11 protein-coding genes are annotated in these 13,674 nt (G+C 71.9%); 4 read left to right on the forward strand and 7 right to left on the reverse strand.

The window, feature by feature from the left end:
• Window positions 1–130: 130 nt before the first annotated feature.
• From ABZS54_RS09690 to ABZS54_RS09705, 4 genes are all read right to left on the reverse strand, one after another.
• A complete protein-coding gene (locus tag ABZS54_RS09690) occupies window positions 131–2,494 on the reverse strand; it encodes a hypothetical protein (RefSeq protein ID WP_355532869.1) in 2,364 nt (787 codons plus the stop codon).
• Complete coding sequence (locus ABZS54_RS09695; protein ID WP_355532871.1) at window positions 2,491–2,994, reverse strand: GtrA family protein; 504 nt, start codon at window positions 2,992–2,994, stop codon at window positions 2,491–2,493. Before ABZS54_RS09695 ends, ABZS54_RS09690 begins: the two co-directional genes overlap by 4 nt.
• A 236-nt stretch (window positions 2,995–3,230) precedes the next feature.
• On the reverse strand, window positions 3,231–4,457 hold the full coding sequence (locus ABZS54_RS09700; protein WP_355532873.1) for a hypothetical protein: 1,227 nt from the start codon (window positions 4,455–4,457) through the stop codon (window positions 3,231–3,233).
• 62 nt (window positions 4,458–4,519) lie between these two features.
• Window positions 4,520–5,029, reverse strand: coding sequence for a SigE family RNA polymerase sigma factor (locus ABZS54_RS09705; protein WP_355532875.1), 510 nt, complete (start codon window positions 5,027–5,029; stop codon window positions 4,520–4,522).
• A gap of 1,030 nt (window positions 5,030–6,059) precedes the next feature.
• On the opposite strand from ABZS54_RS09705, the gene ABZS54_RS09710 reads away from it, so the two are divergent.
• From ABZS54_RS09710 to ABZS54_RS09720, 3 genes are all read left to right on the forward strand, one after another.
• Window positions 6,060–8,753 carry a SpoIIE family protein phosphatase gene (locus tag ABZS54_RS09710; RefSeq protein WP_355532877.1) on the forward strand — a complete coding sequence of 898 codons (2,694 nt, stop codon included), beginning with the start codon at window positions 6,060–6,062 and terminating at the stop codon, window positions 8,751–8,753.
• A 113-nt stretch (window positions 8,754–8,866) separates the two neighbouring features.
• The gene (locus tag ABZS54_RS09715; RefSeq protein WP_355532879.1) at window positions 8,867–9,703 is read left to right on the forward strand and encodes an amidohydrolase family protein; all 837 of its coding nucleotides are present in this window, start codon (window positions 8,867–8,869) and stop codon (window positions 9,701–9,703) included.
• A complete protein-coding gene (locus tag ABZS54_RS09720) occupies window positions 9,700–10,662 on the forward strand; it encodes a helix-turn-helix domain-containing protein (protein WP_355532881.1) in 963 nt (320 codons plus the stop codon). The genes ABZS54_RS09715 and ABZS54_RS09720 overlap by 4 nt, the downstream gene beginning before the upstream one ends.
• A gap of 16 nt (window positions 10,663–10,678) precedes the next feature.
• Here the strand turns inward: ABZS54_RS09720 and ABZS54_RS09725 are convergent, their stop codons facing one another.
• Window positions 10,679–11,032, reverse strand: coding sequence for a GNAT family N-acetyltransferase (locus ABZS54_RS09725; RefSeq protein ID WP_355532883.1), 354 nt, complete (start codon window positions 11,030–11,032; stop codon window positions 10,679–10,681).
• A gap of 96 nt (window positions 11,033–11,128) precedes the next feature.
• Between ABZS54_RS09725 and ABZS54_RS09730 the strand changes: the two genes are divergently transcribed.
• Window positions 11,129–11,626, forward strand: coding sequence for a carboxymuconolactone decarboxylase family protein (locus ABZS54_RS09730; RefSeq protein WP_355532885.1), 498 nt, complete (start codon window positions 11,129–11,131; stop codon window positions 11,624–11,626).
• 325 nt (window positions 11,627–11,951) lie between these two features.
• Here ABZS54_RS09730 and ABZS54_RS09735 read toward each other — a convergent pair whose 3' ends face one another.
• A complete protein-coding gene (locus ABZS54_RS09735; RefSeq protein WP_355532887.1) occupies window positions 11,952–12,491 on the reverse strand; it encodes a hypothetical protein in 540 nt (179 codons plus the stop codon).
• A 33-nt stretch (window positions 12,492–12,524) separates the two neighbouring features.
• The gene (locus ABZS54_RS09740; RefSeq protein WP_355532889.1) at window positions 12,525–13,610 is read right to left on the reverse strand and encodes a hypothetical protein; all 1,086 of its coding nucleotides are present in this window, start codon (window positions 13,608–13,610) and stop codon (window positions 12,525–12,527) included.
• Window positions 13,611–13,674: the final 64 nt, after the last annotated feature.

Consider the following 13,674-nt stretch of genomic DNA (forward strand, 5'->3'; position numbering starts at 1 on the left):
CCCTTCTGTCGGATACGACAAGTACCCGAGGCCCGGAATCCGCCGCCTCCGGTCCGACCGGTCCCGCCTGCACGGGCCCTCACCCGGGAGAACGGCCGCACCGGCACGGACGGGCGCCGCCGCTGCGGCATCAGCCGGCCGTGGTCTCGGCCGGGCCGTAGTAGCCGTCGCCCGCGAAGCGCACGCGCAGCGGCTTTCCGGCCAGGTCGGACGGTATGCGCAGGACGGCTTCGCCTTCCCCCGTGGTCCACGCGCGGGCGGTCGTCGTCGCGGTCTCGTCCGCGAGCGTCACCTCGACGTCGAACAGCGGTGTCGCACAGGCGTCCCGCAGCGAGACGGCGATCGTGTCCGGGCCCGACTTCGTGACGGCCAGTCGAGGCGCGCGGTTTGCGCATACGGTCGCGGCGAAGTCGCCGACCTCGAAGAGTTCCGCGTCGGATCCGCCGCCGAACCAGCCGATCGCGCCGCTCCCGCGCGCCACCGGCTGGTAGTGGGCGCGGTCGCGCTGTACGGCGAGCCACAGGTCGCGGTCCCGGCCATCGGTGGTCAGCAGTACGTACTGGGCGCCGGATGCGCGCAGTCGGCGGGTGAAGTCTGCGGCATCGCGCGGCTCGCCCAGGCTGGTGACGCGCCGCTGTCCGCGTTCGCCCATGATCAGTTGCACGAAGTGCTGGTAGGTGAATTCGGTGAAGGCCACGGTCCGGCCGTCGGGGACGCGGTTCATCGCGGCGTAGGCGGCCGTGGGCAGGATGCGTCGGTCGCGGTTCGGGTCGCGCATCAGGCCCAGGGTCTCGCGGACGGTCGCGCGGTGTGCGAACGCACGGTCGCCGATCCAGGTGTTGGTCGGCTGGGTGGCCCACCACATGGAGATCGACGTGGTCGCGACGAACGCGCCCGCCACCAGCCCGGCCACACAGCTTCGAAGCAGCGGCGGCACCGTCACATGACGCACACCCGGACCGCCCCTCGGCCGTTGCGCCACGGCGGTCAGCACGGCGGCCAGGCACACGCAGCCGAACGCCGGCACGATCAACTGGTATCGCGCCCACCACGGCGCCGGAGACGCCGTCGCCGAGACGAGGAGCGGAAGCAACAGCCCCCACAGCAGGTCGAAGCGGCGCCTGAGCACGAACAGGGCGAGACCGACGAGCACGAGCGGGAGCAGGACGTAGATCCATTGCAGGCCGAAGCCCCCGGGTTGCTGATCGTGGGTGTAGGCCACGCGTTCTCGGTCGAAGAGCCACGAGTGCCAGGTGGCGCGGAGCTTGCTCTCGCCGGCGAGCTGCGGCACCGTGTTGTGGACGATGATCAGTTCGTCGACCGATCCCCTGCCGTGGAAGCCGAGCATGGTGAAGGGGTAAAAGGGGTTGCCGTACCTGATCCAGGTACGGATGTACCAGTAGCCTCCCAACGCCGACGCGAGCAGGCCCAGTACGGCCGCGTTCGGCAACGCGATCCGAGCGGTGGCGGCGGCGTGGGCGCGCAACCGGGCCGAGCGCGTGGCCGGTTGCCGCTCCGTGGGCGGCGAGGCGCGGCGGCCCAGCGCGCCGACCATGCGCCAGGTCTGCACCATCACGAGGCCTACGACCATCACGGCGGTCAGCAGGTTCGAGGACTTGACGCCGATGGCCAGTCCCAGTGCGATCCCGACGATCAGGACCCGGCGGCGCAGACAGGCGCTCGCGTCCCGGCCGTGGTCGATGGCGTCTTGGACGGCGGGATGGATGCCGAGGGTCAGATGCAGGGCGGTCAGGGTGGTCGCGGCGGTGGCGAAGTCGACGTAGGTGGTGGAGGCTTCCAGGAACACCGCGGGGATGGCCAGGATGCCGAGGCCGGCGAGGGTGGCGTGCGCGCGGCGGGCGCCTGCGGTACGGGCGAGGCCGGCCGTGGCGACCGCACCCAGGGCGAGGAAGGCCAGGCCGGATGCCCAGCCGAGTCGGGTGTCGCCGACGAACGCGCCGGTGAAGCCGGTGAGCAGTTCCTGGCCCTGCGGGTAGACGTCGGCCCACAACACCTGCGGGGTGTGCCCGACGTAGCCCTGCTGGAGCCAGATGGTGGGTCCGGGCAGGTGGTACCACAGTCCGTCGTAGTCCAGTGGGCCCAGGAACACGGCGAGCGCGGCACGCCAGCAGTACTGGCCGCCCACCAGCAGCGCCAACACGACCACCAGCGGATGCCGCAGGCAGCGCCGTACGCGCGGCCACAACCCCGCTGCGACGGCGACACCGCGGCGTCGGGCCGCGTCGGCGCCGGTCCGTCGGGTGGCCACGACCTCCACTGCGGCGAGCGCGACCGCGGCGCCGAACAGGGCGCCCGCTTCGAGGCGCCGCAGCAGACCGCCGACCAGCAGGGTCAGGGCGGACAGTTGGGCCGTGCTCAACAGCAGCCACACCAGCACGATGTCCACCGCCCGGCGCATCCCGCTCGCGCACGCCAGATGCCAGCATCCGGCCGACGTGCACAGCAGGGCGATCACGAGTGCGGCGGCGTTCACCGCGCCGGTCCGGATACGTCGTTGGCGTTCGACGCCCAGGAGGCCGCGTCGGGAGCCGGTGGCGTGGCGCGGAAGACCCAGGTGCGGTAGCCCCAGAAGCGGAACGCCGTTGCCAGGGCCATTCCGATCACGTTGCCCGAGATGTTGTCCGCGAGCAGGCTGTCGAAGCCCAGGACGTCGTGGGAGAGCGAGAGGCAACCGAGTTGGATGGTCAGGCCGCCGCAGCTCCAGCCGACGAACAGCAGGAATCGCCGTCGTGCGTCGGCGGCTTCCTCGGGCGTGGCGCGGTGGCCGTAGGTCCAGCGGCGGTTGCCGAGGTAGGCGATCACGGTGGCGGCGCTGAGCGAGACGAACTTCGCGAGGAGGGAAGGGGTGTCGAGGAGTGCCCGCAGGATGTTGAACAGGACGACATCGGTCGCGTAGCCGAGGCCGCCCACCAGGGCGAACCTCGATATCTCCGGTGCCAGGCGGCGCAGGCGCTCGAATGGTGCAGGGAACATGAGTGCTTTCTCGTCGCTGTGGGGGGCGGGTCCGATGCGCGCGGCTCGGCGCTTTCGGGCAGCGCGAAGCACGCCCCGGCGCGGTGTGTCCGGGCCGGGCCGGCGCGGCGGCTGCCTACAAGGGATCGAGTGACCGACGGAGCGGGTCGTCCGGGCGATGGGGGCCGAGACGGGAGATCAGGGCCCAGGGCCCGGGCGTATCGGCAGCCCGGGCCGGGATCAGGTGTCGCCGCGGGTCAGGGGGCGTCCCAGCGCGGTGAGGCCGCGATCGCCTTCACCTGGTCCTGAAGCATGGAGGGTCCGGCAAAGGAGGTCGATTTGTCGCGCTTGCTCTCGGAAGACTGGTCCTGCTCGAAGCGGATCCGGAGTCCGTGGGCGCGGAAGGCGGTCAGGGCCCACGGTGCGTACCTGCCTTGCGCGGTGCGCGCGCGGTCGATCCTCGCCGATGTCCCGTCGGACAGTTTCACCATCTCGCAGGTCCCGGCCGTGGAATCTGCTTTGGGGGCGGCGGGCGGGCAGACCTCGATCGGGCCGGAGTCGACGCTCACGTTCAGCCTATGGGTTTCGGAGTCGGTGTCCACGACGAACTCGCTCGTGCTCGACGACCCGTCGGCCGAGGCCACGCGCGCCCCGGAGCGCAACAGGGCGGGCACCAACCCGGTGACCTGCTGCTCGGGGGTGGCTACGGCCGCGCCGACCGGTTCCCAGCTCGCACTGCGGGCGATGGCGGCGATCTGCTCCATGTTCAGGCCCGAGACACCGGCGATGTCGCCGACCACGAGGTAGTCGCCACTGGCCCGGACGTCGACGCGTGCGCCGTCGGGTCGGGTGTACAGAGCCCGCCACAACTGCAACGGGTCGGTGCTGTCCCCCTTGTCCTTGATGGTCCTGCGCGTGGTCAGCACGGCTCCGTCCGGCTCCGGCGACCGGCTGCACTCACTCTTCGAAAGGGTCTCGTCGCAGTACGCGTCGCTGTCGTCGCGGCTGCCGGGAACCGGGCGGGAGATCAGCACGCCGAGCTCGGAGGATCCGGACGCGGTCGTGTAGGTCGCCATGACTTCCGCCTGGGAGCGGAGTACCCTCGGTGAACCCGCCGCGAAGTAACTGTAGCTGTTGGTCAGTTGACCGTCCGAAGGAACAGCTTTGGCCAGCAGCGGCACCAGGTCGCGCGGCGCGTCGGTCACCCAGGGGGCGCCGGTACGGTCGGCGGGTCCGGAATGCGAGTCGAACACGCCCTCGGCGGTGGCCCATCCGGCGACGCTCGCCGTCACCAGGACGGCGGCGAGGGCACTCCGGCGCAGGGTTCTGAACCGCCGGCGCTGCCGGCCGCGGGCGAGACCTCGGGCCACCAGGTCGGAGCTGGGCCCGGGAAACGTGTCGCCGGCGGCCCGCAGTGCCCCGGGCAACTCCCGCTCGTACCGCTCGAAGTCCTCGTCGCTGAACGGGTCCGCATCGGTGAACACGGCCTTCACGTCCTTCCGGTCGCGGTCACGGGGTCGGGGTTGGTGGTCGGATTCGGGTCCGGTCAACATGTCGCCGCCGGGGCTCGCAGTTCGGTGCCCAGGAGGGCGCGCAGCCGGCCCAGGGCCCGCTTGGCGCGGACCGGTACGGTGCCGGGCGCTATCCGCAGGATGTCCGCGGCCTCCTTCACCGAGTAGTCCTCCCAATAGCGCAGCACCAGGACCGCGCGGTCGGCCGGGGACAGTCGGGCCAGACCTTCCAGGAGGGTCAGGCGCAACTCGATGTCGTCGTCGACGGGTGCGTGCGGCTCCGGGAGTTCCTCGGCGGGATGCTCAGACCAGCGTTTGAGCCGGCGGGCGGACAGGAACGTGCGCACCAGCGTCGTATGCGCGTAGGCCATCGGGGCGTCCATCGTGCTCACCCGGTTCCAGCGGGGGAAGAGCTTGCCGAAGGTCTCCTGGACCAGGTCCTCGGCGAGGTGCCAGTCGCCGGTGAGCAGGCAGGCAGTACGCAACAGTTGGCTGCTGCGCGCATGCGCGAACTCTTCGAAGTCCGCAGCCTTGCTTCCCGACATGGGGCCTCCACACATTGGCGTCACACGAGTAACGCCTCGACCACGCGTTTTCATAACACCCTGGATCGGAATTTGTTTTGGGACCCGCTGCCGAGGCGGCTGCCCGTCGACGGAACGGACCGCTGCGCGCGAGGTCCATCCGGTCCGTGAAGGGCGGCCGCCGTTCCCGAGGCCGCGTGGCGTCACGAGGACCCGGGTTCACCGGGGAAATGATGTATTCCCGTGTCGCCGGCGCGGTCGACCCCTACCGTGGTGGGTTCAAGTGGGATGTCGAAGCGGGAGGGTTGGCTGTGCTGCACGATGCGACCCGGATCGAGTTGCTCCCGGGTACCCGGGTGCGCAGACTCCTGCCCTGGCCCCATGCCCAGGGCCGGGGCCTGCCCCCGGAGGTGTCGGCCGATCGCGCCGGCGGCATCGGTGCCCGCTGCCACCCCGACGCGGACATCACCCGACTGCGCGAGAGCACCGGGACGGGGGTGCGGGTGTGGGATCCGGCGTCGGGCCGACCCGTCGGGCAACCTCTCACGGAGCGCATCGACCGGGTGCCGACGGTGGCATGTGCCGTCCTGGACGGACGGCCGGCCGGCCGCTGTGAGCCTCTCGGCCGGCCGTGCCGCAGCGATCCGGAACCCGACCACCACCCGGCCCGTCACCCGGCCCCTCACCGGCCACGCCCGTCGGGTGCCGGCAACGGCGCTCACCGTCCCGGACGGTCGGCCCGTCGCGGTCACGGGTTGCGAAGACCGCTCCGTACGGCTCTGGGACCTCGCAGGCATGAAGCGGTGGAAACCGTTCACCACCAACCGATGGCCGCGGTGCGGCCGCCGACGGCGTCCGGGGCGGTCCGTGAGGTTCGCGTGTGTCGCGCATCGGTGCCGGAATCTCCCGGGGCGCTGCCTCGCACGCCGGCAGGCGGCGATTCGGGGCCGACGGGCGACCGCGCCCACCCCGCCCGGTGCGCCGTTATCGCCGACCGCGCCGCCCGGGTGCCCGTTGGTCAGACCCGGCCGAGCGGGGTAGAACGATAGACATGGCCGACACTTTCGGCCGGTTCCGGGGCGCATCGGCTCAGCCGCCGTCCGACAGGCGCCCGAGAAGCGTCGCGGGGCAGGTCTTCGTACTGCAAGTGGCCGTCGTGGTCCTGCTCGTGGCCGGCGCGGTGCTCGCGCTCGTGCTGCAGTCGCGGTACGACAACAACCAGGAGGCCCGGCAGCGGGCGGTCTCCGTCGCGCAGACGTTCGCCCACTCCCCCGGCCTCGTGGCCGCACTCGAATCGCCCGACCCCAGCAGCGTGCTGCAACCGCTGACCGAGGCCGCCCGCATGGACGCCGACGTCGACTTCATCGTGGTGACGGACACCCAGGGGATCCGCTACACGCACCCCCGACCGGAACTGATCGGACGGCGCGTCGTCGCCACCATCCAACCGTCACTGGCCGGCCACACCCTCGTGGAGAGCGTCTACGGTCCGCTCGGCCACGAGGAACAGGCGGTCGTGCCCGTCATCGATGCCAACGGCTCGGTCCGGGGTCTGGTCATCGCCGGCCTCAAGGTCGAGAACGTGCACGGCGTGGTCGACCGGCAAATGCCGGTCATCCTCGGCACCGCCGCGGCCGGCCTCGCGGTGGCCACCGGCGGAACCGCGCTGGTGACCCGGCGGCTGCGGCGCCAGACCCACGGCCTGGACCCGGCCGAGATGACCCGCATGTACGAGCACCACGACTCAGTGCTGCACGCCGTCCGCGAAGGTGTGCTCATCGTCGGCGGCGACGCCCGGCTGTTGCTGGCCAACGACGAGGCCGCACGGCTGCTCGACCTGCCGCCCGACGCCGAGGGCCGGCGGATCACCGACCTGCCCGACCTCGATCCGGACATGGCGCAATTGTTGTCCTCCGGCAGCCCGGTCACCGACGAGGTCCACCTTGCCGGAGGCCGGTTGCTGGCGGTCAACCAGCGCCTTACGGACCGTCACGGCGGCCCCCCGAGCACGGTCGCCACCATCCGCGACTCGACGGAACTGACGGCACTCGCCGGAAAGGTCGAGGTGGCGGGCGGGCGACTCAGGCTGCTGTACGACGCCGGCGGCTCCATCGGCACCACCCTGGACGTGGTGCGCACAGTCGAGGAACTCGCCGATATCGCGGTCCCCCGGTTCGCCGACTTCGCCACCATCGACGTGGCGGACCCGGTCCTGGAGGGAGGCGAGCCGGCGGGCAACGGCGCCAAGATGCGCCGGATCGCCGTCCGCGGCATCCGCGAGGACCACCCCCTGTACCCACGCGGCATGCTCATCGACTTCGTCCCCTCCACCCCGCAGGCGCGCGGGCTCGGCAGCGGCCGACCCGAGATCGTGGCCGACCTGTCCACCGCGACCGGCTGGCACGCCCAGGATCCGGAGCGGGCGGGTGAGATCGTCGCGTACGGCATCCATTCGCTGATCACCGTTCCCGTCCAGGCCCGGGGCGCCGTGCTGGGCGTGGCCAACTTCTGGCGCCTGGAGCGACCCGAGCCGTTCGACGAGGAGGACCTGTCCCTGGCCGAGGAACTGGTCGCCCGCGCCGGGGTGAGCATCGACAATGCCCGCCGCTACACCCGCGAACACACCCTGGCGGTGGCCCTGCAACGCAGCCTGCTGCCGCGCGCCCTGCCCGAGCAGAGCGCCCTGGAGGTCGCCCACCGCTACCTGCCCGCGCAATCGGGGGTCAGCGGCGACTGGTTCGACGTGATCCCGCTCTCCGGCTGCCGGGTGGCGCTGGTCGTCGGCGACGTCGTCGGCCACGGCCTGCACGCCGCCGCCACCATGGGGCGGCTGCGCACCGCCGTGCACAACTTCGCCACGCTCGACCTGCCTCCCGACGAACTCCTCGACCACCTGGACGACCTGGTCGCCCGGATCGACCAGGACGAGGCCGATGCCGAGGTCGGGTCGGGCATCATCGGCGCCACCTGCCTGTACGCGATCTACGACCCGGTGTCCCGGCGCTGCACGATGTCCCGGGCCGGACACCCGCTGCCCGCGCTGGTCGACCCCGCCGGCGGCGTGGAGTTCCCCGACCTCCCGGCCGGGCCGCCGCTCGGACTGGGCGGCATGCCGTTCGAGACCGCCGAGTTCGAGGTGGCCGAGGGCAGTTCGCTCGTGCTCTACACCGACGGCCTGATCGAGGACCGCACCCGCGACTTCGACGTCGGCATGGAACTGCTGGGCCGGGCCCTGGCGCACGCGGGCCGGTCGCCGGAGGAGAGTTGTCGCGCCGTACTGGAGGCGCTCTTGCCCACTCGTCCCAGGGACGACGTGGCGCTGCTGATCGCCCGCACCCGCGTACTGGGGGCGGACCGGGTGGCCGAGTGGGTCGTGCCCGCGGATCCGGCCGCCGTCGCCGGGATGCGCGAGGCGGTCTCCGCGAAACTGGACGAATGGCGGCTGGAGGACCTGTCGTTCGGCACCGAACTGATCCTCAGCGAGTTGGTCACCAACGCCATCCGCTACGGGTCCGAGCCGATCAGGGTACGGCTGTTGCGCGACCGCAGCCTGATCTGTGAGGTCACCGACGGCGGCAGTACCGCACCGCACATGCGCTACGCGGCCACCACGGACGAGGGAGGCCGCGGGTTGTTCCTCGTCGCCCAACTGGCCGCGCGCTGGGGCACGCGCTACCTCCCGGACGGCAAGGTCATCTGGGCGGAGCAGGCGCTGCCGGCGCCGGCCGGCGGCACCGAGACCTGAGCCGGCGCGGCCGACCTTCGAGCTGTCCGGCAAGCACTGCCACGTTGTCCCGGACGCGCCCGAACTCCTAGAATTCGACTATGTGTCCTACTGATCCGATTATTCGGACACCGTTGGTCGTCGACGCCCACGTGCACGTGGCGTCGGCGGACCGCGCGCGCTTTCCGCTCGCACCCTCCGGAGTCGGCAGCCCCTGGTTCCACGCGGACGACGTCGGCGCCCGTGAGCTGACGGCCGCGATGCACACGGGCGGGGTGCACCGCGCGGTGGTGGTGCAGGCGGTGGGCGCCTACGGATACGACTGCTCGTACGCGATCGACGCCGTGCGGACCGACCGGGACCGGTTCGCCCTGGTCGGCGCGGTGGACATGGATTGCGCCGACCCCGCCGGCGCACTCGCGGCCCTGGCCCGCGAAGCCGGTGAACTCCTGCGCGGGGTAAGGGCGTTCGGTGCGTACGGACGCCGGCCCCGCTGGCTGGAGGACGGGCGCGCGGACGAGGTGTGGGCGCCGGCGGGCGAGCTCGGGCTGACCGTGGTCCCGGTGCTGTTCCCCGACGCGCTGCCCAGGCTGGGCGCGGTGGTCGCCCGGCACCCGCACGTCCCGGTCGCGCTGGACCACTGCGGCTTCGTGGACCTGACGGGCAGCACACCGTTCGCGGCGGCTCCGCTGTTCGACCTCGCCGCCCTCCCGGCGGTGCGGGTCAAGGTGTCCACGCACGTGCTGAACCTCGCGGCGGCCGAGGGCGATCCGGCCGATGTGGTGGACCGGCTCGCGCGGGCGTTCGGCGCGCACCGGATGGCGTGGGGGTCGGACCACCCGCAGACCGCCGGCTCGACGTATCCGGCTATGGTCGCCCTGGGCCGGCGGGCCGCACGCCGACTCTCCCCCGCGGATCGCGACGACTTCCTCGGCCGCACCGCACTCAGCCTCTGGTGGAGCGCCACATGACCATGCCCCAGCCGCCCCACGCGCCCGCGCATCCGGCTGCCGAACCGGGCGATCGGTCCGCCTCCCCGCCCACCGACCGGGTGATCGCCGTACTCGACCTGCTCTCGGCCCACCCCGGCCGCGAGTTCACGCTCACCGAGATCATCCGGCACAGCGGGATCAGCAAGGCCACCTGCCACGCGGTGGTACGCCGACTGGCCGACGCGCACTACCTGCTGCACACGCCGACCGGGTACTCCCTGGGACCGGCCCTGATCGCGGTCGGCCACGCGGCCGAACGCTCGTTCCCGGCCGCGCGCGCCGCGCAGCACCATCTGGTGTCCCTGGCCGAGGAGTTCGGCGTGCCGTGTACCGCCGCGGTGCACGACAGCAAGACGATCACGGTCGTGGACGCGGCCGGGCCGCGTTCCCCGGGCGACGCCTCCGGGATCGGTCTGCGCATTCCCCTGGTGCCGCCGTACGGCGCGGTCCAGATCGCCTGGTCGGGCGAGGACGAGATCCGGGCCTGGCTCGATCATGCACCCCGCGCCGACGACGACTTCCGGAATCGGCTGGTCGGCGTGCTGGAGACCATCCGCCGGCGCGGCTACGACGTGCACCGCGAGAGCACGGCGTCCATGCGGCTGCGCGAGGCGCTCTACGGGCTGTTGCGCGAAGACCTCTCCGCGTCACAACAGGAGGCCGTCTCCCTGCTCTACACCCAGCTCAGCCACATCGATTCGCTGCCGGAACGCCTGGACGACCGCACCCGCTACAACGTGAACGCGATCTCCGCCCCCGCATTCGACGCCGACGGACGCACCTCGGTCGTACTCTCCCTGCTGATGGCCAAGCCACTGCGCGGCGCCGAGATCTCCCGTGCCGGCAAGCGCCTGCTGGCGGCCGCCGCAGACATCACCAGGTCCACGGGCGGCCGGCCGGCCGACGGCGAGCCTCGGCGCGCCCGCGAGCCGAAGTAGCGCCGGCCCACGCCCGCTACCGAGAAGCCTCCTGCTTGGCGGCCTCGTCGAGCCACTGCAGGATCTCCGCGGTGACCGGGTCTGTGATGTCGGCGAACTCCCCGTGCTTGCCCAGGAATTGCTTGACATACGGGCAGACGGGAACGATGCGCCTTCCCGTGGCGCGCACGTCGTTCAGCGCCTCCCGCACGAGCACGGAGGCCAGGCCGCGCCCGGCGAACGCGTCGTCGATCCTGGTGTGGTAGAAGACGCGCTGCTCACCCCGGTCGCGGTACATGGTGAGACCGGCGAAGGCGTCGTCGATCCGAATCTCGTAGCGGTGTTTGTCGGCAACCTGCCGAACGGTGGGCGCCACGGCCTGGTCCGTCATCCGCATTTCCTTTCCCCGCCATAAAGTTCTACTTTCAACAACTACGGGATCGATGATAGGACGCGCGACGAGAGATCGCGCGATGAGGGAGTGCACGTGACGAAGACGGCAGTGGCGACCACCGGCGGACGAGTGTTCGTCGACAAGCAAAGCCCGCGGGCGTACAAGGCGTTGGCCGGGACCGCCGAGGCCGTCCGGGAGGTCGCCGCCGAAGCCGGCCTGGACCGACCGCTGGTCGAGCTGATCAACATACGGGTCTCCCAGCTCAATGCCTGCGCGTTCTGCCTCGACCTGCACACCCGGACGGCCCTGCGCGCGGGCGAGACAGCGCAACGGCTGGCGGTGCTGCCGGCCTGGCGCGACACCGCGTTGTTCAGCGCCCGGGAGCGGGCCGCACTGGCCCTGGCCGAGGCCACCACGCATCCCGCGGACGCCGGCGCTCAGGAGAGCGCCTACGCCGCTGCGCGGACCGCCCTGTCCGACGACGAGATCTCTGCGGTGATCTGGGTGGCGATCACCATGAACGCCTTCAACCGGGTGTCCGTCATGAGCAAACACCCCGTGCGCCCGACCGGCGCAATACCGTCGGCCTGACCCGCGGCGCCGAGGGGACGAAGGGCCGGGCCCATCGATCCGCCGTGCGCGGGGTCGATGTTCGTGCACGGGCGGCGGCGGGTGCGATGCCCGGCACTCCGACGATTCGCCGACGGAACGCGGGTCGGTCCACGGTGGGTTCGGGGCGGTTGCGGGACAGGAACGCCCCTGCCGCCAACACGACCGCGACCGCCCGCCCGATGCCGGCACCGGCTCCAGCTCCGGCTCCGGCTCCGGTGACCAGGGCGCCACGGCCTGACGGGTCGATCTCCACCGCCGCCGCTCCCCATGGTGTGCGCCGTTGCGTGCGCCGTCCGGGACCCCGTCACGGCGCGACGGGCGTGGTCGTGGCCAGGAGCAGCGCGTCGTCGACGGCCTCGGCCGCCATCGTGTCGAGTTCGGCGTCGGTCGACCCGCCGAGCGGGCCGCGTACGGTGAGGATCCGCGCCTGGGGCAGCCCGTACAGCGTGCATACCCGGCGGGCGATCTCGGTGAAGCCGGCGGTGGCCAGGAGCAGGGTGGGGATGCCGAGTTGTTCGAGTTCGACGGTGTCGTGGCTGCTCCAGGAGGTGCAGGAGCCGCAGTCGGCGGACCCGGTGATCACCATGTCGGCGCTCTCCCGGATGCGTTGCATCACTGCCGGCTCGGCGGGCAGGGCGGCACTGGTCTTGGCGATCTCCAGGGTGAGGGAGGCGCCGGTGCGTTCGGCGAGCAGGCGGGCGATGCCGCCCTGGATGTGGCCGGCGTGCGGCTTGAGGTTGTCCAGCACGGCGATGCGCTTGCCGGCCAGGACGTCGAGGCCGGGTGCGAGGCGCTTGGCGAGTTCGCCGACACGGCCGGTGGGATCGATGATCGTGATGCTCATGGGTGGCGCTCCGTGGAGGGGAAGGCTCGGTGGTCAGGCCGTCGGGACGGTGACGCTGCGGGTCAGGCCCCAACTCGGGACGACGAGCGAGTGTTTGCCGGGCCCGCCGGCGACCAGGACGCGGATGTTGTCGGGGCTGTCGGTCATCGGCTGGAGGTCGTCGTCGCCGAGCGCGCGCATCCACGGCCGCCACAGCACCGCGCCGAAGTGCGCGCGGAAGTCGCCGGCGCGGCGGCGGGCCTTCTCGAACAGGTAGGCCTGCACGTCCTGGCGCGCCCAGCCCGCCGCCGCGAGCGTGGCGGCGTGTTCGGGGCCGAGCACGACGAAGTACTCGGCGCTGGAGACGACCGCGTTGTTGGTGCCGAAGGTCGCCATGACGGTGGCGGCCTTGTCCAGGATGGGTGCCGGGTTCTCCCGGGTCTCCATGTCGTGCAGGTTGTGCGGGTTCTCCATCCCCGCCACCGTCACCGCGCTCGGCGCGTCCAGACCCAGCGCGCGCGGGTACGTCGGCCACGGGCTGGCGTCGGCGTTCTCCGCGAAGCAGAAGGTGTACTTCGACGGCTGGCCGTGGGTGGCCGCGTCGCCCATGCCCTGGTCGCCGACACCGTGCGCGGTGCCGCCGCCGATGTGCAAGAGGGCCAGGCGCGCCGCGCGGCCCAGGGTGGCGTTGGCCCGATTGCCCGGGCCCAGGGTGCCGGTACCGGCGTTGAAGCCGCAGCGGCGCACCGCGTCCCCATGCACGAGGACCATCACCGAGACGGGGTGGGTGGTGGAGTTGACGCCCCGCAGGTTGAACTCCGGTGCGCACATCCCGCGCACGGCGGCGACCAGCAGCGGGAGCACTTCCGGTGGGCATCCGGCCATGACCGCGTTCGCTGCCAGCACCCGCGGCGTGGCCTCGCCCAGGCGCGGCGGCAGGACACCGACCACCTCGTCGGGATCGCCGTCGTATCCGGCGAGCATCGCGTCCACGCGTGCCGGGGTGGGCGCGACGACGGGGAGTCCGTCACCCCAGCCGCGTTCGGAGAGCAGCGCGTACAGCGCTTCGGGGCTCTCGTCGGCCAGGGGGATGCTCCCGGGGCCCGGCTCGTGGAGGGGTGTTTCGGCGTGCACCGCCATCGGTTTCCTTCCGAGTCGGGGTACGGCCGCAGGTGGTCTCGGCCAGTGCCGAACGTAGGCCGAC

It is taken from the genome of Embleya sp. NPDC005575 (assembly GCF_040605455.1).
Classification (GTDB): Bacteria; Actinomycetota; Actinomycetes; order Streptomycetales; family Streptomycetaceae; genus Embleya.

Coding starts and splice junctions, on each gene's coding strand:
- ABZS54_RS09695 (WP_355532871.1), bottom strand. CDS start 2,994: ATGTTCCCTGCACCATTCGAGCGCCTGCGCCGCCTGGCACCGGAGATA.
- ABZS54_RS09720 (WP_355532881.1), top strand. CDS start 9,700: ATGACCATGCCCCAGCCGCCCCACGCGCCCGCGCATCCGGCTGCCGAA.
- ABZS54_RS09710 (WP_355532877.1), top strand. CDS start 6,060: ATGGCCGACACTTTCGGCCGGTTCCGGGGCGCATCGGCTCAGCCGCCG.
- ABZS54_RS09740 (WP_355532889.1), bottom strand. CDS start 13,610: ATGGCGGTGCACGCCGAAACACCCCTCCACGAGCCGGGCCCCGGGAGC.
- ABZS54_RS09705 (WP_355532875.1), bottom strand. CDS start 5,029: ATGTCGGGAAGCAAGGCTGCGGACTTCGAAGAGTTCGCGCATGCGCGC.
- ABZS54_RS09725 (WP_355532883.1), bottom strand. CDS start 11,032: ATGACGGACCAGGCCGTGGCGCCCACCGTTCGGCAGGTTGCCGACAAA.
- ABZS54_RS09735 (WP_355532887.1), bottom strand. CDS start 12,491: ATGAGCATCACGATCATCGATCCCACCGGCCGTGTCGGCGAACTCGCC.